This window comes from Caballeronia sp. INDeC2 (genome assembly GCF_023631325.1).
Classification (GTDB): Bacteria; Pseudomonadota; Gammaproteobacteria; order Burkholderiales; family Burkholderiaceae; genus Caballeronia.
This window is the reverse complement of sequence record NZ_JALQDG010000032.1, coordinates 12,939-32,896: the sequence shown is the minus strand read 5'-3', so window position 1 is coordinate 32,896 and position 19,958 is coordinate 12,939. Positions and strand designations below refer to the sequence as shown.

Genomic DNA, 19,958 nt, shown 5'->3' with positions numbered 1-19,958 from the left:
CTAGCCGACGATCGCCTCGCGCAAGGTCACGGTCGCGAGTCCGCGATCCGCCGCCGCCCGCAACACCGTGTCGAGCGCGGCCAGCACGACGGGCGCGCCGTTCGCGTCTTTCGCGGCGTGGCCATCGTGGACGAGCAGGATATCGCGCGCGGCGAACCCTTCCAGCAAGCGCCGCGCGACGAGCGCCGCATCGCCGGTTCGCGTGTCGAAGCCGCGCCGCGTCCAGCTCGCGAGATGCAGCCCGAGACCGCACAGCACCGGTTCGAGAAACGGATTGCGCAATCCCGCCGGCGCGCGAAAGAAGAGCGGCCGCGTGCCCGCGATATCGCCGAGCGTCGTTTGCGCCGCGTCGATCTCGCGCCGCATCGCGCCCGGTCCCATCAGCGAAAAATGATGCCGATGCCGCTGGCTGTGATTTTCCACCGCATGTCCGAGCGCGACGATCGCCTCGACGATGCGCGGATGTTCCCGCGCGCGCTCGCCGATGCAGAAGAACGTCGCGCGTGCGCGATGCGCGTCGAGCAGATCGAGCACGCGCGGGGTGACGTCCGGATCGGGGCCGTCGTCGATCGTGATGGCGATGCGCGCTTCCGCCGATTCCGGCAGCGTCGTCCAGTTGTGGCCGAGCAGCGCGCTGCGCGGCCAGAGTCCAGCCCACGCCAGCGCGCAGTGCGACGCGATCACGCCGCCCGCCGCCCACGGCCACGTCGCGGGCGATACGGCGAGCGCCGCGAGCGCGCCCGCGTGCATGGCGGCCGCGCCGCCGATCAAAGGCGACGGAGTCCAGCGGCGCGGCTGGCCGGGCGCGTTCATCGCGAGAATCCGGAACGCGGCGCGAGGATCGCCGAGAAGAGCAGCGCCAGAATCGCGCCGGGACCGACCGTCAGGCCGAAAGTCTTGAGCATGGGCACACTGGACAACGCGAGCAGCCCGAAACCGAGCACGGTCGCGAGATTCGCGATCACGAGCGACACGAGCGTCTGCGGGGAAATCGCGCCGTGTCCTGCGTGCGCGCGATAGTTGAAGAAGAGCGCGTAATTCGAGCCGACCGCGACGATCAGCAGCATGCCGATCAGATGCAGGATCGTCAGGGACTTGCCCGCGAGCGCGAGTCCCGCGATCACGACGATCACCGCCGCGACGAGCGGCGCGAGCGTGCGCGCCGCGCGCACCGGCGAGCGCAGCGCGAGCACGAGCAGCACGACGATCGCGGCGAATCCGCCGAGCGAAAGGCGAATGTCCTCGTGCACGTAGTTCTGGTAAAGACGGTCGGCTTCGGCTTTCATATCGACGAAAAGCGCGTCCGGCACCCGCGACGCCGCCACCGCCGCGCGGATCTTCTGCGCCTGAACGTCGGTGCCTTCCCGCGCGCGCAGGGGCAGCATCGCGGTCCAGCGGCCGTCGCGTTGGGTGAGAAGCGAATCGACGGCGAGCGCCATCGACGTGCCTTGCAAATCGGCGCGGCGCACGTTCGGCTGCGCGCGGGCCGCTTCGACATCGGCGATGAACGGCTCGAAGACCTCGGGCTTCACGCGGATCGTCTGATCGCGCAGCGCGATGGCGAGGCGCGTACGCAGTTCCGCCGCCGAAGGCAGGCTCGCGATCCGCGCGCGTTGCGCGGCGTCGCTCGGCAAATAACGCGCGGGACTTTCGTAGCCGGCGATCACGTGCGCATCGACGAGAGGCTGAAGCCGATGCGCGACCGTTTCCGCCCGTTCCAGCGCGGCCTGCTCGCTCGCCGCCGACACCACGACGAGATAGCGCACGTCCGGCGCACCGACATCGGCGCGCAGACGTTCGTCGAGATCCTGACTCGCTTTCGAGACCGGGCTCAGCGCCGACAGTTCCTGACTCCACAGCCCGTGTCTGTGCATGAACAAGATCGCGACCGCCGCCAACAACAACACCACGAGCGCCTTGCGCAGCCGCGACGCATGCGCCGCGACACGCGCGAGCCGGTTGCCGAGGCGCGAGACGTCGCGGATCGCGAAGCCTTGCGGCAGCGCATGCGGCAGCACGAAACGCGTGACGATGCCCGCCGTCGACAAACCGACGATCGAAAATAGCCCGAGTTGCACGAGGCCCGGAAAGCCGGAGAAGAGCATCGACGCGAAGCCGCAGATCGACGTCAGCACGCCGAGGCGGATCGTCGGCCAGAAGCTCGCGACCCAATCCTTCAGCGATTCGCGCCGCTCTACGCCCGCCGACTGCACGAAGAGATAGATCGAGTAATCGACGGCCTCGCCGATCAGCGTCGTGCCGAAGCCGAGCGTGAGTCCATGCACCGTGCCGAACGCGACGCTCACGGCGGCGACGCCCGCTGCGACGCCGGAGAGCACCGGCATCAGACCGAGCAGCAAAGTGGGCACCGAGCGATACACCGCCAGCAACAGCGTGACGATCAGCACGATGCTCGCCGCCGACAGCCAGCGCACGTCGCGCATGATCGTGTCGCGCGTTTCGACGGCGAACACGCCCGGTCCCGTCATCAGCAGGCGATACGGCGACGCGCCCGGCGCGGCTTGCGCGAACGCATCGCGGATCGCGGCCATTGCGCTCGCTTGCGCATCGGTGTCGGAACCGGCGCTCGCGGTCTGCGCGAGCAGCACGGCGCGCCGTCCGTCGCGCGAGGTCCACACGCCCTCCTGCATCGCGGGCTGCGCGCCGCTGTCGAGCTGACTGACGAGCGCGGTGACTTCGCCGGTCGGGTCGTGCGGCAGCAAATCCTTTGTCATCATCCCGGCGGACGAGCTCAGCAAGTCGAGGCTGTCGGCGAGCGCGTCCTTCAGGCCTGCGCCGCTGAAGCGCTCGGGCGTCACCGCCGGACTCAGCCGATAGCGATGCTCGAAGACGAAACGCTCGTCGCGCGCCTGTCCGACCGGTTCGCCGTTGTTGATCGCGGAAAAGCGCTTGTCCTCGCGCAGCTTCGCCGCGACTCTGCGCGAGACATCGGCGCGTCCGGCTGCATCGCCGCCATCGATGCCGACGAGAATCAGCCGCGAAACGAGCCCGTCGCGCAACTGCTCGACGAGCACGCGCTGCTGCTCGCTGGGCGCGCGCGGCAGGAACGCGGAGAGATCGGCGGAAAAATTCGTCCGCGCGATGACGCCTGCGCACACCGCGAGAAAGCACAGCCAGGCGATGACCGCAGGCTGACGCAAGGACTGCGAAACCGCGCGCATGCCGTGTTCAGTGCGCCGACGCGTCTTGCAGGCGCATCAGCGAACGGTCGCCGTCGGCCTGGCGGATCTCGACGCGCGCGAGCGCAGCGCCGGTGCCCGCCAGCGTGATCGCACTGACTTTCTGCTTCATGCGCGAATCGATCGGCACGAGCGTCATCGTCCAGTCGTCGCCTTGACCGGCAATCGACACCTTGTACGCGTTCTCCAGCGCGAAACGGTTGCCCGCGAGCGTCGCGCGAATGCTTTCGATGAACGCGCCCAGTTCCGGATAGTTGCGCAGCGGAATGGTCGCCTTGCGGCCGTTGCGATCGACGGTGAGCATGTCGCCATCGACGACGAGATTCTCCGGCTTCGGGCTGACCGTATGCTTTTCCAGATGATCGGGCGCGACGAACACCAGTTCGCCCGACGATTCGAGCGGCTCCTCGGCGATCTTCAGATAACGCGTCTCGGTGAAATGCGCGCGCCCGGATTTTTTCGCGCCGAGCGTGTTCATCAGGCGATCGAGCGTCCAGGATGCGTCGGCGGCGACAGCCAGCGTCGACGTAACGCAAAGAACGGCGGCCGTCAGCACTGCGGGAAAAATTCGCATGAGTTCAGGAATCCCTCGTGACTTTCTGTAGGCGCGCCCCGGCCGTGCGCGCTTGCGCCGGTTCCCGAGCGGCGTTCGCCTGCCAGAAGTCGAAATAGTTGAACCAGTTGTACGGCGCCGCGCGGCAATATTTTTCGAGCAGTGCGACGTAGCGCGTGAGTGCGGCATCGACGGCGGCGGCGCGCTCGCCTCGCCCGATCTTCGAAAAATCGGCGAGCGTTTCGAAGTGAATGTCGTAGCGGTTGCCGCCGAGATACAGCCCCGTCATGAAGACGACCGGACGCCGCAACACTGCCGCCATATGCAGCGGCCCGAGCGGAAACGCCGCCGGCGCGCCGAGAAAGTCGCGTTCCTTCAGCGCGTCGCCGGCCTGGCGCAGCGTACGATCCGCGAGAATGCCGACGAGCGCGCCCGCATCGAGCCGTTCGCGCACCTTCAGCATCGCATCGATCTTGCCGAGAGCGATCACGTCGTGATGCGCGGCCGGATTCACGGCGGCGAGAATCGCGTTGATCTTGCGCGCGTTTTCTTCGTACATGGTGATCGCGATGCTGATATGCGGTTGCGTCCGCCCGATCGCGCGCACCACCTCGAAGCTGCCGAGATGCGCGCCCATCAGGAACGCGCCGTGTCCGTCGGCGAGCGCGGCCTCGACATCCTCGACGCCATGCGTGCGGATATCGAACAGATCGAAGCGTTCGTTGAGCAGATAGATGCGGTCGTGAATCGTCGACGCGAACGAGAACACGTGACGATAACCATCGCGCCAGCCCGCGTGCCGGCCGAGCGCGCGATTCAGATAACCGCGCGACGCCCGCCGCGCGCGCGGCGCGAAGACGACGAAATACGCGGCGATGATACGCAGCAGCACACGCCCGATGCGTCGCCCGAAGCGCAGCGACACCCACGTCATGAAGCGCAGCAGCGCGAGGTTGCTGCGTTCCTGGCGGTCGGCCCAGTCGTCGCGGTTGCGCGGCTTGTTCACGATGCGTGCGTGTCGTTGTCGATCATGCCGACGGCGCCGCTCGCCACCGTGCGAACGCCGGCCCGGATCGTGAAGCGGATCGCGCCGCTCGCCAACGTTTCGTAAGCGATGTCGAGCGCTTCGCCCGGTGCGGCCGGGCTCAGGAATTTCGCGGATTCGATCCGGCATGCGCCGATGCTTTTCCCGAGCGCACCGCCGATCGCGTCGAGCGCGTGATCGAGCAGCACGACGCCCGGCACGATCGGGCGTCCGGGGAAATGTCCGGCGAGCGCGGGATGTTCGGGCGGCACGGCGAAGGTCAGCATCGCCTTGCGGTTACGTTCCTTTTCGATCAGTTGCGTCAGCACTTCGCGCGGCAGCTTGCCGGTGGCGTTGCGCGGCAGCGAATCGACGAATAAGAGCGGTCGCGGCATGAACGCGGCGTCGATGCGTTCGCGCAATGCACGCTGCAAGTCCGCCGCCGCGAGTTCCGGCGCGACGACGAGCGCCATCAGACGGCGCACGGCTTCGCTGTCGCCGGGGCTTTCGTCGGGCATGTAGAACACGCCGTCGATCACGCCGGGCACCGCGTTCAACTGGTGATTCAGATACGCGAGCGACGTGCGCTTGCCAGCGATGTTGATCAGATCCGCCTTGCGCCCGTGCAGCAGAAAATGCGCGTCGTCGATGAGTTCGAGCGCGTCGCCCATCGGCACGGGCACTTCGACGTGGCCGCCCGATGCCCACATCGTCTGCTCGCCGGCATCCTCGGCACGCGGCGTCAACGCGATGTCCGGAAACAGTTCCCACGCGGCGGTGCGCGCGGTGCGGCGCGTCGCGATCTGGCCGGTTTCGGTGCTGCCGTAGATTTCCATGAGCGGCGCGTCGAGGCGCGCTTCGGCGTCGAGCGCGAGCTTTTCGGCGAGCGGCGCGGTCGCCGACAGCACGAGCGACGCCCGCGGCAACGCTTCCTCGTTTGCGAACAGCGCGCGCAGATGAATCGGCGAGCTGACGAGGACGCGCGGTTCGGGCACGGCCGCGAGTTCCGCGCGGATATCGACGGGATAGAACGGCTGGCGGTTACTGAACGCGAGGCCGCCGAGCAGCGCGAGCAGCACCGTCGATTCGAAGCCGTACATGTGCTGCGGCGGCACGGTGCCGATGAGCGTCGCGCGCGCTTCGCCGAGCAGGCCGAGACGCGCCGCCGCCGCGCGCACGTTCTTCACGAGAAAGCCCCACGTCTTGCGATGCGGCACCGGTACGCCGGTTGAACCGGATGTGAACACGTAGGCCGCGACGCGCGCGCCGTCGATGTGAGGGACGTTCGCCTCACGCGCCACGTCGGACGCGGCGCTTTGCGGATAGCGAAAGCGCGGCAGATCGATCGCGCAGTCGTCGTTGTCGTGCAGGCAAAACGCATCCGGCGCGAACGAGGCGAGGGCGCGCACCATTTCGGGCGTATGCGTCGACGGCAACAGGCTCGTCTTGCCCGCGACGAGCGTCGCGCACAGGCTCACCGTGAAGCGATAGCGATCCGTGCAGACGTTGAATACGTGCCGGGCTTCGGGCAGCGCATCGGCGAGCGTTTGAACGTCGGCGAGAAACGCGCGCACGGTGACCGGCGCGCCGTCGCGCCAGGCGATCGTCTGATCCGGAGACGAATGGAAAACGAGCGGAAAGGTCTGCATGTGCGATGAGTTCGACGACATCATTGCGCCCCGCCGCGACGCATCTGCATCGACTGCGAGTAGGCGCGAACGGCATCCATGATGCTCGACGGCTCCATGTCCGGCAGCGCGATGCGGCGGCACGCATATTCGGCGACGAACATCAGTCCGACGAGCGGCAGCGCGAGATAGTTGGCGAACGTGGACCACGTGACGATCGATGCGCACACGAACAGCACTGTCGAGACGAGCGCGGTCGCGACGAAGAAGAGCGTCCACGCCGCCGTGACGCGCCGCGTGTAGCGCGCGACACGCGGTTCGAGCTTGCCGTGGACCATCGTCGCGAATTGCGTGCAGAGCGGCTCGCGGCCGTGAACGAGCGTGCGGCCGAACATCCACGCAAGCGCGAGATTGAAGCTCGCGTGTTCGAGCCACAGACCCCAGCCGAAATGCGCGGTGAGCGGCGCGCGTTCGAGCCATAACGCGACGCATGCAAGCGCCCAGAGCGGCAGCAGCCACGCGCGGGCGGGCGAGCGCGCGGCGGCGTTCAGCGCAATGAGAAAGATCGGCGCGAGAACGAGCGCAAGCCCCAACCCGTGCGCGCCCGGCGTGGAAGCGGCGTGGTGGGCGGCAAGCTGATAAGCGACGATCGCGCCGACGACGCCCGTCGCGCGAAGAAAGCGGGCCGCGTTCATCGGCCTGCTCCGGCTCGACGTGCGGCGTCTGAAAGAAGAAAAAAGGTACGCAACATGGGGAATGCGGCTGCGGCGTTCTCTATTGACGCTCGGTTATTGAACAAAAACTCGGCAGTCGCCTGCCTGACGATTATTTTCCCGCGCGCTCGCACGGCCGGTCTGTAACCGATTGTTCGATGATCTTACATTCGTCAGACCGGCGGATTTTACCCTACCGGCGCAGGGGTCCCGCCCGACGGCGAACTGCCGATTTCTCTCGGAAATATCGTGATGCGGTAGCCCTTCCGGCCGGTTACCTTTCCTACTAGGCGTCCCAGAGGGCTTCGTCTAGAATTTCGCCACTGCAATTATCTCGATAACAGGCAGCCGGCGGCGTGCGGCAAACCCCGGGGCGCACGTCTTCCGAGCCGCTCTTGGGCGCGCGTTTCTGCGCTGGTCCGCACACATAATGAATGAACTGGAAAGAGAGCTCGCCGAGCTGATCGTCGCCGAATTGAATCTCGAGGACGTCGATCCCAAGACTGTCTCGGCCGAAACACGATTGTATGAAGAAGGTTTCGGGCTCGATTCCATCGACATCCTGGAGATTGCGCTCCTGATCTCGAAGAAATACGGCTTCGAGCTGCGCTCGGATAATCCGGACAACCAGAACATTTTCGCGAGCCTCGGTGCGCTCGCGGCGCACGTCGCCGCGCATCGCACGAAATAAAGCGGGGCGGGCTTCACGCGCTTACCTGTGCGGTCATGCAAGTGATATTCGCCGCATCGAGACTGAACGACGCGCATGCTCGCGCGCTCGCCGATGAAGCCGCGCAACACGGGAAACGGACACGCGCAATGCAATCGATGACAAAAGCCAGGCCATGCGCGCGCTCGTGACAGGCGGCAGCGGCGCGATCGGACAGGCCGTCGGCCGCTCGCTGGGCGCGGCCGGACACGATGTCTGGATTCACGCGAACGGCGGCATCGAACGCGCTGAAAGCTGCGCGCAAGCCATTCGCGCGGCGGGCGGCACGGCGCATGCCATCGCCTTCGACGTGACCGATCCCGGCGCCACCGATGCCGCCATCGCGCGCATATTGGCCGACGGCCCCGTGCAGATTCTGGTGAACAACGCGGGCATCCACGACGACGCGCCGATGGCCGGCATGACGCGCCAGCAATGGAAACGCGTGCTCGACGTCACGCTCGACGGTTTTTTCAACGTCACGCAGCCGCTTCTGATGCCGATGATCCGCACGCGCTGGGGACGCATCGTCAATATGTCGTCGCTGTCGGGGCTGATGGGAAATCGCGGCCAGGTGAACTACGCGGCCGCCAAGGCGGGGCTGATCGGCGCGACGCGTGCGCTCGCGCAAGAACTGGCCTCGCGCGGCATCACGGTGAACGCGGTGGCGCCGGGCGTCATCGATTCCCCGATGCTCGGCCAGGCTTTTCCGCCCGAGCGCATCAAACAACTGGTGCCGGCGCAGCGCGCGGGCACGGCGGAGGAAGTCGCGGGCATGGTCGCGTATCTGGTGTCGGACGCGGCGGCTTATGTCACCGGGCAGGTGCTGTCGATCAACGGCGGAATCGCGTGAATCGGATCAAAGAAGGAGCGCAATGAGCGAAGCGACGCAAACCTGGGATGTGGCGGTGATCGGCGGCGGCCCCGCGGGATCGACCGCGGCGACGCTGCTTGCCGACCGCGGCTATCGCGTGCGGGTGCTGGAGAAGGCGCGGCATCCGCGCTTTCATATCGGCGAATCGCTTCTGCCGGCCAATCTGCGGCTCTTCGAACGGCTCGGCGTCGCCGATGAAGTGCGCGCGATCGGCATGGTCAAGCTCGCAGCCGAGTTCGTGTCGCCGCAGCACGACAATCGCATGCAGCGCTTTCTCTTCGCCGACGCCTGGGACAAGTCGATGCCGAGCGCGTATCAGGTGCGCCGCTCCGAGCTCGATGAAATTCTGCTGCGCAACGCGGCGAAACACGGCGCGCATGTGAGCGAAGGCTGCCGCGCGCGCGATGTCGTGTTCGCGGCGGATGGCTCCAGTGCGACGATCGACGCCGAGCACGACGACGGCCGCATCGAGGAAGTGTGCGCGCGCTTCGTCGTGGATGCATCCGGGCGCGATACGCTGCTCGCGAATCACTTCAAGACCAAGCGGCGCAACGAGCGCCACAATTCGTCGGCACTGTACGGCCATTTCAGGAATGCGCGCCGAAACGACGGCCAGAACGAAGGCAACATCACCGTGTTCTGGTTCGAGCACGGCTGGTTCTGGTTCATCCCGCTCGCGGACGGCGCGACGAGCATCGGCGCCGTCGTGTGGCCCGCGTATCTGAAGCGGCGTCCGAAGGGCACGTCGGTGGAAACGTTCTTCCGCGACACCATCGCGCTGTGTGCGCCGCTCGCCGAGCGGCTCAAGGATGCCGAGCTGATCAGCGAAGTCCACGCGACGGGCAATTACTCGTACACCGGCGACATGACGCATGGGCGCAATTTTCTGCTGCTCGGCGATGCGTTCGCGTTCATCGACCCGGTGTTTTCGTCCGGCGTGATGCTCGCGATGCAAAGCGCGTTCGCGGGCGCGGAAGCGATCGACGCGGCGCTGACGAATCCGGCGAACGCGCAAGTTGCGCTCGCGAAGTTCGACCGCGACGTGCGTCACGGCCCGCGCGAGTTTTCGTGGTTCATCTACCGGATGACCTCGCCGACGATGCGCAATCTCTTCATGGGCCCGAGAAATCCGCTGCGCATGAAGGAAGCGCTCTTGTCGCTGCTCGCGGGCGATATCTTCGGCACGACGCCGATCTGGCGTTCGCTGCGCGCGTTCAAGGGCATCTATTACGTCTCGGCCGCGCTCGACTGGCGCAATTCGCTGCGTGCTTATCGCCAGCGCCGCCGCAATCTGAGCGACGCGAAACGCGCGGAGCTATCGGCCAATTGATCACGATGCCGGGATTTCGCTCGGCGCTTCTTGCGCCACTGATGTTGCTCGTCGCGAGCACGACAGCACGCGCCGAGGAAGCGCCGCCACCAGCCAAGCCGTTGTGGGAACTCGGCGTCGGCATGGGTGTCGCGGCGTTTCCGCACTATCCGGGCTCCAACCAGACGCGCGCGTGGGTCTTTCCGTTTCCCTACGTGATCTATCGCGGCAAGTTCTTCCGCGCCGATCGCGACGGCGTGCGCGGCCAGTTGCTCGATACCGACCGCATCAACTTCAATATCAGCCTGCTCGGTTCGCTGCCTGTTTCCAGCCGCGACGACAACGCGCGCGCCGGCATGCCCGATCTCAAGCCGACGATCGAAATCGGCCCGTCGATGGAAGTGCATCTGTGGCGCTCGCCATCGCGCGACATGCTGCTGGATTTGCGCTTGCCGGTGCGTATGGGCATCACGCTGGAGTCGTCGCCGAAGACGGTCGGCTGGCAGTTCGAGCCGAACCTGAATCTCGATCTCACCGATGTCGCGGGCGTGTCGGGGCTGCGCGTCGGCATGTTCGCCGGTCCGATGTTCGCCGACGGCAAATACAGCGACCACTACTACACGGTCGCCCCGCAATACGCGACGCCCGGCCGCCCCGAGCTCCAGGCGAACGGCGGCTACGCGGGCACGCAGGCGCTCGTGTCGATGTCGCGGCGCTTCAGCCGTTACTGGGTCGGCGCGTTCGTGCGCTATGCGAATCTCGCCGGCGCGAGCTTCGCCGACAGCCCGCTCGTGCGGCAAAAGAGCGTGCTGTCAGGCGGCGTGGCGCTGGCGTGGGTGTTCGGGCAGTCGTCGAAAATGGTGGCGAGCGATGAGTGACGCCCAGCGGAAAATCGGCGGCGCGGGCGAGAAGATTTCGCTGCGCCGCGCACTCGAATCCGCGTGGCAATGCGTGGCGTTCTATTTCGCGCTCGTCGTGCTCGCGCTTGTGTGCCTCGTGTGGTTTCCGTTCGCGTGGATCCTGCGGCGCGTGCTTTCGGCCGATGCGGGGCGGCGCGTCGGGCGCACCGTCGTGCGGCGCGTGTGGCATGGGTACTTCGTGCTCCTGCGCACGCTCGGCGCGTGCCGCTTCGATCTCTCCGAACTCGACTCGCTCGCCGATCAGTCCGCGATGATCCTCGCGCCGAATCATCCCTGCCTGCTCGATGCGCTCCTGATCGCGTCCCGCGTGCCCGATACGTGTTGCGTCATGAAGGGCGATGTCGCCGGCAACGTGTTTCTCGGTCCGGGCGCGCTGCTCGCGGGCTATATCGTCAACGACACGCCGGTCGGACTGATTCGCGCCGCTGTCGCCGAACTGCGGCGTGGCTCGCCGCTGCTGCTGTTTCCCGAAGGCACGCGGACGGAATATGCGTCGGTGAATCCGCTGAAGGGCGGCATCGCGCTGATCGCGGGGCGCGCGCAGGTGCCGGTGCAGACGCTCATCATCGAGACGGATTCGGGCTTTCTCGGCAAGGGCTGGCGAATTTTCAGGAAGCCCGCGTTGCCGATTACGTACCGCGTGACGCTCGGGCGTCGGTTTGCACCACCGGGGCGCGATCATGCTGCGTTGCAGGCGTTTGTCGGTGAATTGCAGCGTTTTTATGCGGGTGAACTCGATACGCTTCGGGCGCGGGATTGAGTAGGCTTTCAGTGGCTCCCGTATTCGTTTCGGTCTATTAGCACTGCCCCTGTGCGGGGCGGCAGTCACTTTCTTTGCTGCTGCAAAGAAAGTAATTTACCGGGCGCAAACCCTTGATCTATTCCTGGTTCAAAGACGAGCGGGGGCGGACCGAGAACAACCAAAAAGCCCCGCGCGAGGCGGGGCAAAGCATCATAATGCATCGATACAGATTACCCTGCAGGATGCGTCGAAAGGATAAGCGAGCGCAGCTAATGAGGAAACACGTAACGTCGAATATGGCCCTGTATCATGCAGTGTCGAACTGAGGCGCGGCGAATGCGCATCGAGAGGGGTGTTATTACTGACTTGTGTGCGCGCACCCTTCAATCTCCGGCGTGACGCCACGATCAAGGAGTGCTTCGATTAGGCGTTCTTCAGCGAAATCCATCGGACGCAACGAAACGCGAGCTGGACGGAAAGACTGCACGGATTGGTTGGCGCTTACCAATGCCGCCGACAAACTCAGTTCGATGAAATCGAGCCGCGCCGCTTGTCAGTCCGACAATGTTCGCTTGTACTTGGCGATTGTCTCTTGCGCTCTTTTAATGGTCACCGCTGTTTGACTCAGCCGATGGTCGATTCGCGCCCGTTGCAGTGAGAATACTTCGGTTACCCATATATACCCGCTCCTGAATGAAGGCCCGGACTGCCCCTCTTGTCTCTCGGTAAGGGGGCGGGCGGGAACAGTGACAAGGCTGGCGGACCGGGCCTTACACCATAACCGGCAACCCTCGCGGGTTGCCCGCCACATCCCGCCCATAGACGAGCAACGACACCACGTACCGATAGTCAAACACGGCACGCGGGGGTTTTAACGCTCAATCCGCATTGCGCGAGCTTCGCGGGTGAATAAGGCACACAAGCCGCAAGCTTGTCCCCGGCGCAACCACACGCCGGAGTCGTAGGAATACGTCACCACCCCGCCAAATCATTTTAGGCCTTTTCCTATTTTATGCTGTCTATTGGCAGCTACATTTTCATGGCTTTGATCGCCACGAATTGACACACAAATTCGGTCGGCTGCGCGTTAGCCTTCGTATCGCTGAAGGCTCGCGCTCCGAGTCGTCGGCCAGCTTCGGAGCCAGTAATCCTGAGTCCGTGCGCAATCCCATTCGCACGGATCAGCGTTCTTCCTGAAGCTGAGCACTGCTTTCGACCCGCTACGGCGGGTCTTTTTTTATGCTGGCTACGTGCTTTTAGCCACGAAGGAGGAATAGTTGAATCGCAGAGACGATTACTTTGAAAGACGTGAACGGGCTTTCCAAGGACAGCATCAGCTGTATTTTCTGGAACTACGGAGCGTCCCGAGTTCGGCCACAGCCGATGTCTTCAGCATTGAGGGCGAGGAAGCCATCGGGCAGGAGAGCCGCTTCAAGATTCAGTTCACGCATACGTCGCACGATCTATCCCAGCGCGAATATCTGGGCAAGCGCGGCTCCCTTCTCGTGCAGCCGCCGCACGATGCGATACGGCAACTCAAGCCCGATCCGGCGCGTCACAAATATGGCGTCGTGACAGGCTTCGCCAAACTCTCCACCGCAAAGAACCAAAGCATCTACGAAGTTGTGTTGGAATCGCGCCTCGCGCTGCTTCGCAACACGCCGAAAGTGCGCTTTTTCTTCGACAAGAGCGAGCCGGAGGTCATAAAGCAACTCTTGCAGGAGCATGGCTTCAACAAGATTTGGGCCCGCGTGGAGATCAAGCTGTACCGGACGTATCGCAAGCGTCGCATCATCACGCAATGGCACGAATCCGACCTCGAATTCGTCAGGCGGCTTTGCGAACGCACTGGCATCTGGTTCGTCTGCGAAGAAGGCGAAGATTGCGAAGTCGTTCGCTTTGGCGATGACTTTACGCATTACCGGCGAGACGCAGCACATGAGAATCGTCCGTTCGAGCTGCCGTTCCGACCCGAAGCCGGGATGGACACGCAAGGTTCGGAGTCGGTCAAGTCGCTGGAAATGCATGCGGTAAGCATTCCGACGTCCTACCACGTGCGCAGCTACAACTACCGACAGGCGCCGTATCCGATCGAGGCGACCGAACAGATTTTGGCCAAGGATGGCGACACCAGCACCTACGGCGAAGCGTCGAAGGCCAGTCTAGCGATCGAAACCAAGGAGGACGCGCAGCGCGAAGCACTGTTGCGCCGTGAGGCGGCAGAGGCCGCGCAAATCGAATACCGGGGCACTAGCGATGCGTTGGATGTGACGCCCGGCACCGTCATCGCGTTCACCAATCACACGCTCGCGGATGCGAAGTACGGGTTGTTGATCGTGGGCATGAAATGCAGCGCTTCACGCAAACAAGGATACAAGGTCGAGTTCACCGCGATTCCGTCCGACCGGCTGTATCGGATGCCTCTACACGAGTCGGAATGGCCGCGCATCGAGGGCACGATTACCGGAACGATCGCTTCGACGCCGGGATTCAGCGGTCCATATATCGATGGACATGGCGAGTACATCGTCCAGTTTCACGATGACCGGGAGCAGCGTGTAGCGGGTCTGAATAGCTGCTTGCTGCGGCTTGCGAAGCCCTTTGCGGGCAAGTGGCAGACCGGTTTTCACATGCCCTATATACCGGGTTCGGAGGTTGCCGTCGCATTCTTTGCGGGTAATCCGGACCTCCCTTACATACTCCATGCGCTGAATAACTCGCAGGATACCGACCCGGTTCATCAGGAACACAAGTGGCGCACGCGCAACGTCGTCATCCATACGATCCGCAACAACACCATTCAGGTCGAGGACCGCGAGAACCAGGAGCATATAAAGATCGCGACTGAGCCGGGTAAGTCGCAACTGAATCTCGGTCATGCGGTCAGCAGTGGAGACCAACCCAGAGGTTTCGGTTTTGAGCTGCGCAGCGATGAAAAAGGGGCACTCAGAGCCGGTCAGGGTCTGTTGATCTCGACCGAACCGCAGAGCAAGGCGCAAGGACAGATCACGGACACGAGCGGCGCGACGGCTCTATTCGAGCGCACGCAAGCGCAAGCCGATGCATTGGCGCAAGGTGCGGTTGCATCCAAGGCAGAAGTCGCGGATTTGAAGGCCGAGAATCAATGGCTTAAGGACGAACTCGCCGACATCAAAAAGCAGGTTATTGCGCTATCAGCGCCGCACGGCATCGGCCTTGCGACGCCGGATCGCGTGATGATCGGCGCGGGCAAGGACGTGAGCGTCGCGACCTCTCGCGGGTTCAATGTTAGCGCGTTCAAGAACGTGGCCATCGCCGCGCGTGAGGTGCTGTCGTTGTTCGCGAATACGATGGGCATTCGCATGCTGGCCGCCAAGGGGCCGGTTGAGATTCAAGCGCAATCCGATGTGCTCGCGCTGGCAGCGCAGAAAGACGTGATTGTGACAAGCGCCAACGGCGCAGTACACGTACGGGCTGACAAGGAGCTTGTGCTCGAATGCGGCGGCGCGTATGTCGAACTGAAGGACGGCACGATCACGCTCGGCAGCGCCAAGCCACTGCGTCTCAAGCTTCCGGGCATGAAGAAGTCCGCACCGGAAATCATGCATCTGGCCGGTCCCTCATTCGCACCTGTCGTAGTGCCGTTCAAAACGGGCTGCGACGCGTGGCTGTACTCCGACAGCCTCGCGGAAAAAACGTCACCGCCAGGATCGAAGCAGGTGAACTGGGAGCAGCCTCAGAACACAGGCGCGGTGCCTTCTGCGCCCCCTCCGCCGTCAACGCCCGACGCGAGCGCGTCGAGTGCGCCGGCGTCCGATGCCGCTGCGACGGAACAACCATCATCGGATGCGCCGGAGGCAGATCATGATTCAAAGGGTGAGATGAAAAAATCTCCCAAACCAAAAGAGACGGACCCGGAACCGGACCCGATCAAGCTCGGCACGCCGGTTTGGTGTGACTGGAAGTTGAAGTCACAAGAAAAGGATTGTTTGGACGCCTTCCCTACAGGCTTATATAAGGCCGTCGATGATGACGGAAATATCCTGAAAAATCGTAATGGGAGTCCGAAAGGTTTTTGGGGCTCCATTAATCAGACGATCTTTAAATTAACTTACGACGCTGAGCAAAAGCGCGCAATCGCCACCGTTCGCATAAACATTATACCGGTCGATCTCGTTACGGTAGACGCATCTGGCAATCCCATCCTTACCTCGGATGGGAAGATGCAATCGGTTCCTTATCAGAGTTCTAAACACTCGCAAGCGATTACTGGGGCGTTTGACGGACGCAAGCGTGTTGGAGAGGATATTTTGATGGTGTATCGCGATGGCGTAGGCAAAGATTTTGACTTAAACGCGACAAAGCAACGCGCGGAAAAAATCCTGAGTTCTCATCGAAGCCTGCTCATTCTTGATGGATGCTCTAAAAGAGAATCCTGCGGATGCCGAGTTAGCGTTCAATTCAAAGTTGATTTCTTGCTAGGCATAAAAGGTGCTCAAGTCGGTGAGCATGAGAGGGATGTTTACTTATTCAGTCAAGCCGAACGTGCAGATTCGGGCGCTTGGGGTGAAAAAAATGGGCCGGTGCAAACGATTGACGGCAAAAACGTCTTCACTCCAATGCCAACTGCAAATGCAATCGCTCACGAATGCGGGCATTTATTCAATTTCCCCGACGAATACTGGAGGCGTAATGGATGGCCACACAAGATGTATATCGATGAAAATCAAGAATTGAATTTCGAGCTTGGAACTGAGAATAGAAGCAAGAAAAAATGGCAACTTGACTCAAGCGACAATCTGATGGGCGGCGGTTGCTGGAAGGAAAACGCCGTCGTGGGGCCAAATTATTTAGAGTGTGTACGAAAACACTTCTCCATATTAACAGGTAAGACATGGAAAATTGGATATGAACCTCGATAGACTCATTCGCAAGTTTCACGCGCTTTTCGTTCTTACGCCTATCTTAATAATGCTCAATCAGGATGTTTTTGGAATGAATGCAACTACTGCTATCAATCTCGGAGGTACTGGCGAGGGATTCGGGATCGTTCAAGTAGGCGGTCACGACTACGGGGAAAACAGCTTAGGTGTATGGCTCTCTGGGAATATTCGTATAGGTTTGTCGGATACCATCAGCGACGATTTCAGTGGAATTGGAATCTTCGACGCTCGACTGTCGCCGGATGATATGAAAATAGCGAAAGAAATTCACAGCAAACTATGTAAAGCAGTGGAGAGCGGCCCTGCGCATGAAGTTCGTGTCGTAGAGCCATCACCGATATATGATGTTGATTGTATCAAAGACGGTAAGCTGATAAACAAATCAGCGAAAATGTATGAATTGCCCCAAGAGCTTTTTAATTTGATTCATCGATTTAATTCATCGATGACGCGATATCTACCAGAAGCGCGCCCTGTCGTAAAACTAGATGCACGCATTGCTGGGGTCAAACGTGAAAAAGAAAATTTCCGGGTATCGATTGAATTTAGAAACAGAGGGCCGTACGCAATCAGTTTTCGACGTCCAGATGATTTGGAGCCGGACCAAGGTGACCGTTTGAATGTTCAAGGCTCACTTGCGGGTGGAGATGTTTTTTTGGACGCGAATTTAGCGGGCATGCCGTTGCTTAACGAGTCGGAAATATCGGGACGCCCAATTATCACGCCCATGGGAAAACACGTAATCTACGTTACCGTCGCCCCATATAGCTCGATGAATTTCGAATACAATGTCTCGCCAAAGATCAAAATTCCGCATGGAGCCTATAGCTTCAATCTCGTAGCTGCTCTGGACGCAAGCGCACCGGATGTCGCACCGAGCCTAGGGTTTGTGGACTTTCATTCCGACTACAAGAACCCTTGTCGCGTAACTTTCGACCGCGACTACCCCTCAACCCCGCAAGAGTGGAAGGAGTTCGAAGCTCGTAAGGCTAAGGAAGTGTCTTTCCTCATGCCCGGTGCGACGGTGGCCGAATCCGGCTACTACCGCGCTGCGTCGATTGCCGGAACCCGCGATCAGTTCGTGAGGAAGTTCGAGCAAGGCACCGCTGCGCCCGACCTTGATTTCCAACGCTGGGACCGTTGGGAATGGGAGGCGGACCTCGCGCGCGCGACCGTCTGCAAATCCGGCGAGACGTGTCCGCGCGAGGGTCGCTGGATACTGCGCGCTAAAGACTACTCGTACGGCAGCAAGGGCGATCTCACCTATCCACAGTATCAGCAACGTTTCCGGATGGGCGAGCAGTTTCCCGCCCGTGATCTGGCCAATGTCGAGGCGTCGCGACTGTTCTGGGAGTGGTTGAGCGCCTAACGCGCCGCCGATTCCGTCAATGCCGGGGCATTCCGCCCCGGCGCACAATTATCCTTTCCGGTAGAACATGAAAAATCCAGTATGCAAAGGCGATCCGACCTCACATGGCGGCGTCGTTAAAACCGCGTCGTCCAGCTTCGACATTGATGGGCGCATGGTCGCGCTGCTGCATGACATCGTTACGTGCCCCCAACACGGCGACAACCCCATTATTGAAAGCGGCGAAGGATATGAGGAAGACGGCCGCGAGTGGGTCGCCGATGGATGTCGGACCCAATGCGGCAGCGTTGTCCACGCTACGACCAAGGGAATGGACATCGCATGAGGACATGGCGCGTTCCAAACGTTCCCGAGGAAAAGCACATCGAATCGCCTTCCATCTGGATCGCGGTGTTTGGCCTCGTCGTGGCGCTCGTCGCGGGTTTCATCATCACGATATTGAACTGGAAACAAGGCGAGTCGATCGTATCGGCCAAGTTTTTTGGCTTTGCGCTGGGGCTTCCGTTTCTGGTCTGGGGGGCCTTCTGCGGCTTGCTTTATATGCCATCCGACGACTGGAACTACCGCGCAGACTTCTGGAATTTTCTCTGTAGAGACAGCTTCAACAATTGGCGCGCGTGGTCACAGTGGAATCTGTGCATTCTCGATACGGTAACGCTTACGCCCGAGGTTGAGCTTGCCGAGCGCATCCTCGGGCTTGAGGGTAGCGCACCGACGAACAAAGGCAAGGTGTTGAGCTTGCAAGCCGAAGGGGATGTCATCGTTGCTACGAAGCTTGAGGACGTTCTGACGCAACTCCTCACGCCCTTTATCGGAACGCTTCAGCGCTTTACCGGAAAGCGAACGGTGCATATTGCGCTTCAGTCAACACAAGATGCGCATTTGGCGGTCTTGCGCGCCGTGCTGCAAAAGCTGGAAATCGCACATGAGCATATCGCCCTGTCTCGCTACACATTGAAGGACGTGCCGAGCGTTCTCGATGAATGGATGGAAAACCAGAAGGTGCGCTATGACTACGGCTATCGAGAGCGGAAGATCATGCCGGACCTATGCCTGATGCTGGCGTGTCAGTTCAACGAGGACGGCGCGCCACCGGTATCCGAGGCGGCGGCCGGGCTTCTGTTCGGCTCGTGGCAGATGCTGGGCGATACGAAACTTAAACCCAAGGCCCGGTTGTTCCGCGCCATTCCCACGACCACCGACGAAATCGCCGTTGCGCTCACGACGTTGCAGACGGCCGAGCCGACGCCCCTTAAACGGCTGCGCAATCTATGGGTCAGCAACCTGGCGAAGCGGGACGGCCATATCGCGCGAGCCATCGCGAAAGATAGCGAACCGGCTCTGACCTTGATTGACCTCGATGAGGCGCTCGGCGTGCCGGGTCCGGCTAGTCCGCTGCTATTGCAAGCGCTGGCCGCACAGACGGTTCAGTTCGGACAGGGGCCGCAACTGGTCGCGATGCCGGACGCTGAAGGCTTACGTTTGAATCTCGTTGGGAACGGCTACGCGGAGATTGCCGAGGCCCAAAGGCCCGAACCCGAATTTTGGCCGGTTTCGTATGCAGCGGTGTTCGGGTGTCTACTGCCGCTGTTGGAAGTCGCGATGATCGAGTCGGATGCCGGAGCGGTCTGGACATGCAGCGTTTTGGGCGTGGGTGCTCTGCTTTTTCTTGTGGGGCTTCCAGCAGCAACGATATTCAGGCTTCGGGACGTATCGCGAGAGTTCTACGAGCGTGCGCGGGGATAAAAGCCCCGCCGCCCCCTTGAGCGTTGAAGGCCCGCCGCGCGCGGGCCTTATTCTGTCAGTGCTGCTGTGGAATCAGCCGTTGAATCGGGGCCGTCTGAGTCGAGCGCTCGGGCAATTGCACGCCGCCGCCATGCCCGCCTGTGTCGCTTACGGTGTTGTGATCGCCTTCGATATTGACGAAGGTACAAGTGCACAGAGCGAGCGATGCGAGCGCGATGCTCAGACGTATAGGCAGCTTCATCGTTTCAG

The 19,958-nt window shown here is 62.0% G+C and carries 16 protein-coding genes; 9 read left to right on the top strand and 7 right to left on the bottom strand.

Translation table 11 applies throughout. From position 1 onward, the window contains the following. From NCS28_RS21715 to NCS28_RS21690, 6 genes are all read right to left on the bottom strand, one after another. A complete protein-coding gene (locus NCS28_RS21715; protein WP_250515836.1) occupies nucleotides 1-813 on the bottom strand; it encodes a polysaccharide deacetylase family protein in 813 nt (270 codons plus the stop codon). After that, nucleotides 810-3,182 carry an MMPL family transporter gene (locus NCS28_RS21710; RefSeq protein WP_250515835.1) on the bottom strand — a complete coding sequence of 791 codons (2,373 nt, stop codon included), beginning with the start codon at nucleotides 3,180-3,182 and terminating at the stop codon, nucleotides 810-812. Before NCS28_RS21710 ends, NCS28_RS21715 begins: the two co-directional genes overlap by 4 nt. 7 nt (nucleotides 3,183-3,189) lie before the next feature. Next, nucleotides 3,190-3,774, bottom strand: a complete 585-nt coding sequence (locus NCS28_RS21705) for a LolA family protein (protein ID WP_250515834.1) — start codon at nucleotides 3,772-3,774, stop codon at nucleotides 3,190-3,192. Nucleotides 3,775-3,778: 4 nt separating this feature from the next. Continuing rightward, a complete protein-coding gene (locus NCS28_RS21700) occupies nucleotides 3,779-4,687 on the bottom strand; it encodes a lysophospholipid acyltransferase family protein (protein WP_284505486.1) in 909 nt (302 codons plus the stop codon). A 68-nt stretch (nucleotides 4,688-4,755) separates the two neighbouring features. Further along, nucleotides 4,756-6,426, bottom strand: a complete 1,671-nt coding sequence (locus NCS28_RS21695; protein ID WP_250515875.1) for an ApeI family dehydratase — start codon at nucleotides 6,424-6,426, stop codon at nucleotides 4,756-4,758. Nucleotides 6,427-6,446: 20 nt separating this feature from the next. Further along, nucleotides 6,447-7,100: a COG4648 family protein gene (locus tag NCS28_RS21690; RefSeq protein ID WP_250515832.1), complete on the bottom strand. Its 654-nt coding sequence runs from the start codon at nucleotides 7,098-7,100 to the stop codon at nucleotides 6,447-6,449. A 448-nt stretch (nucleotides 7,101-7,548) separates the two neighbouring features. Here NCS28_RS21690 and NCS28_RS21685 point away from each other — a divergent pair, with 448 nt between their 5' ends. The 9 genes from NCS28_RS21685 (at nucleotide 7,549) to NCS28_RS21645 (ending at nucleotide 19,709) form a co-directional block, all read left to right on the top strand. Beyond that, complete coding sequence (locus NCS28_RS21685; RefSeq protein ID WP_250515831.1) at nucleotides 7,549-7,809, top strand: phosphopantetheine-binding protein; 261 nt, start codon at nucleotides 7,549-7,551, stop codon at nucleotides 7,807-7,809. Between the two features lie 154 nt (nucleotides 7,810-7,963). Then, nucleotides 7,964-8,680 (top strand): 3-oxoacyl-ACP reductase FabG, encoded by a 717-nt coding sequence (gene fabG / locus NCS28_RS21680; RefSeq protein WP_250515830.1) that lies wholly within the window; start codon nucleotides 7,964-7,966, stop codon nucleotides 8,678-8,680. A gap of 22 nt (nucleotides 8,681-8,702) precedes the next feature. Then, nucleotides 8,703-10,031, top strand: a complete 1,329-nt coding sequence (locus tag NCS28_RS21675; protein ID WP_250515829.1) for an NAD(P)/FAD-dependent oxidoreductase — start codon at nucleotides 8,703-8,705, stop codon at nucleotides 10,029-10,031. Nucleotides 10,032-10,036: 5 nt separating this feature from the next. After that, a complete protein-coding gene (locus NCS28_RS21670; RefSeq protein ID WP_250515874.1) occupies nucleotides 10,037-10,888 on the top strand; it encodes a MipA/OmpV family protein in 852 nt (283 codons plus the stop codon). After that, a complete protein-coding gene (locus NCS28_RS21665) occupies nucleotides 10,881-11,690 on the top strand; it encodes a lysophospholipid acyltransferase family protein (RefSeq protein WP_250515828.1) in 810 nt (269 codons plus the stop codon). The genes NCS28_RS21670 and NCS28_RS21665 overlap by 8 nt, the downstream gene beginning before the upstream one ends. A 1,259-nt stretch (nucleotides 11,691-12,949) precedes the next feature. Further along, a complete protein-coding gene (locus NCS28_RS21660; RefSeq protein WP_250515827.1) occupies nucleotides 12,950-16,573 on the top strand; it encodes a type VI secretion system Vgr family protein in 3,624 nt (1,207 codons plus the stop codon). After that, nucleotides 16,560-17,963 carry a hypothetical protein gene (locus NCS28_RS21655; RefSeq protein WP_250515826.1) on the top strand — a complete coding sequence of 468 codons (1,404 nt, stop codon included), beginning with the start codon at nucleotides 16,560-16,562 and terminating at the stop codon, nucleotides 17,961-17,963. The genes NCS28_RS21660 and NCS28_RS21655 overlap by 14 nt, the downstream gene beginning before the upstream one ends. A gap of 67 nt (nucleotides 17,964-18,030) precedes the next feature. Next, a complete protein-coding gene (locus tag NCS28_RS21650; RefSeq protein ID WP_250515825.1) occupies nucleotides 18,031-18,288 on the top strand; it encodes a PAAR domain-containing protein in 258 nt (85 codons plus the stop codon). Then, a complete protein-coding gene (locus tag NCS28_RS21645) occupies nucleotides 18,285-19,709 on the top strand; it encodes a KPHS_23130 family T6SS system protein (protein ID WP_250515824.1) in 1,425 nt (474 codons plus the stop codon). The genes NCS28_RS21650 and NCS28_RS21645 overlap by 4 nt, the downstream gene beginning before the upstream one ends. 55 nt (nucleotides 19,710-19,764) lie before the next feature. On the opposite strand, the gene NCS28_RS21640 is transcribed toward NCS28_RS21645, so the two are convergent. Beyond that, nucleotides 19,765-19,950 carry a hypothetical protein gene (locus tag NCS28_RS21640; RefSeq protein WP_250515823.1) on the bottom strand — a complete coding sequence of 62 codons (186 nt, stop codon included), beginning with the start codon at nucleotides 19,948-19,950 and terminating at the stop codon, nucleotides 19,765-19,767. Nucleotides 19,951-19,958: the final 8 nt, after the last annotated feature.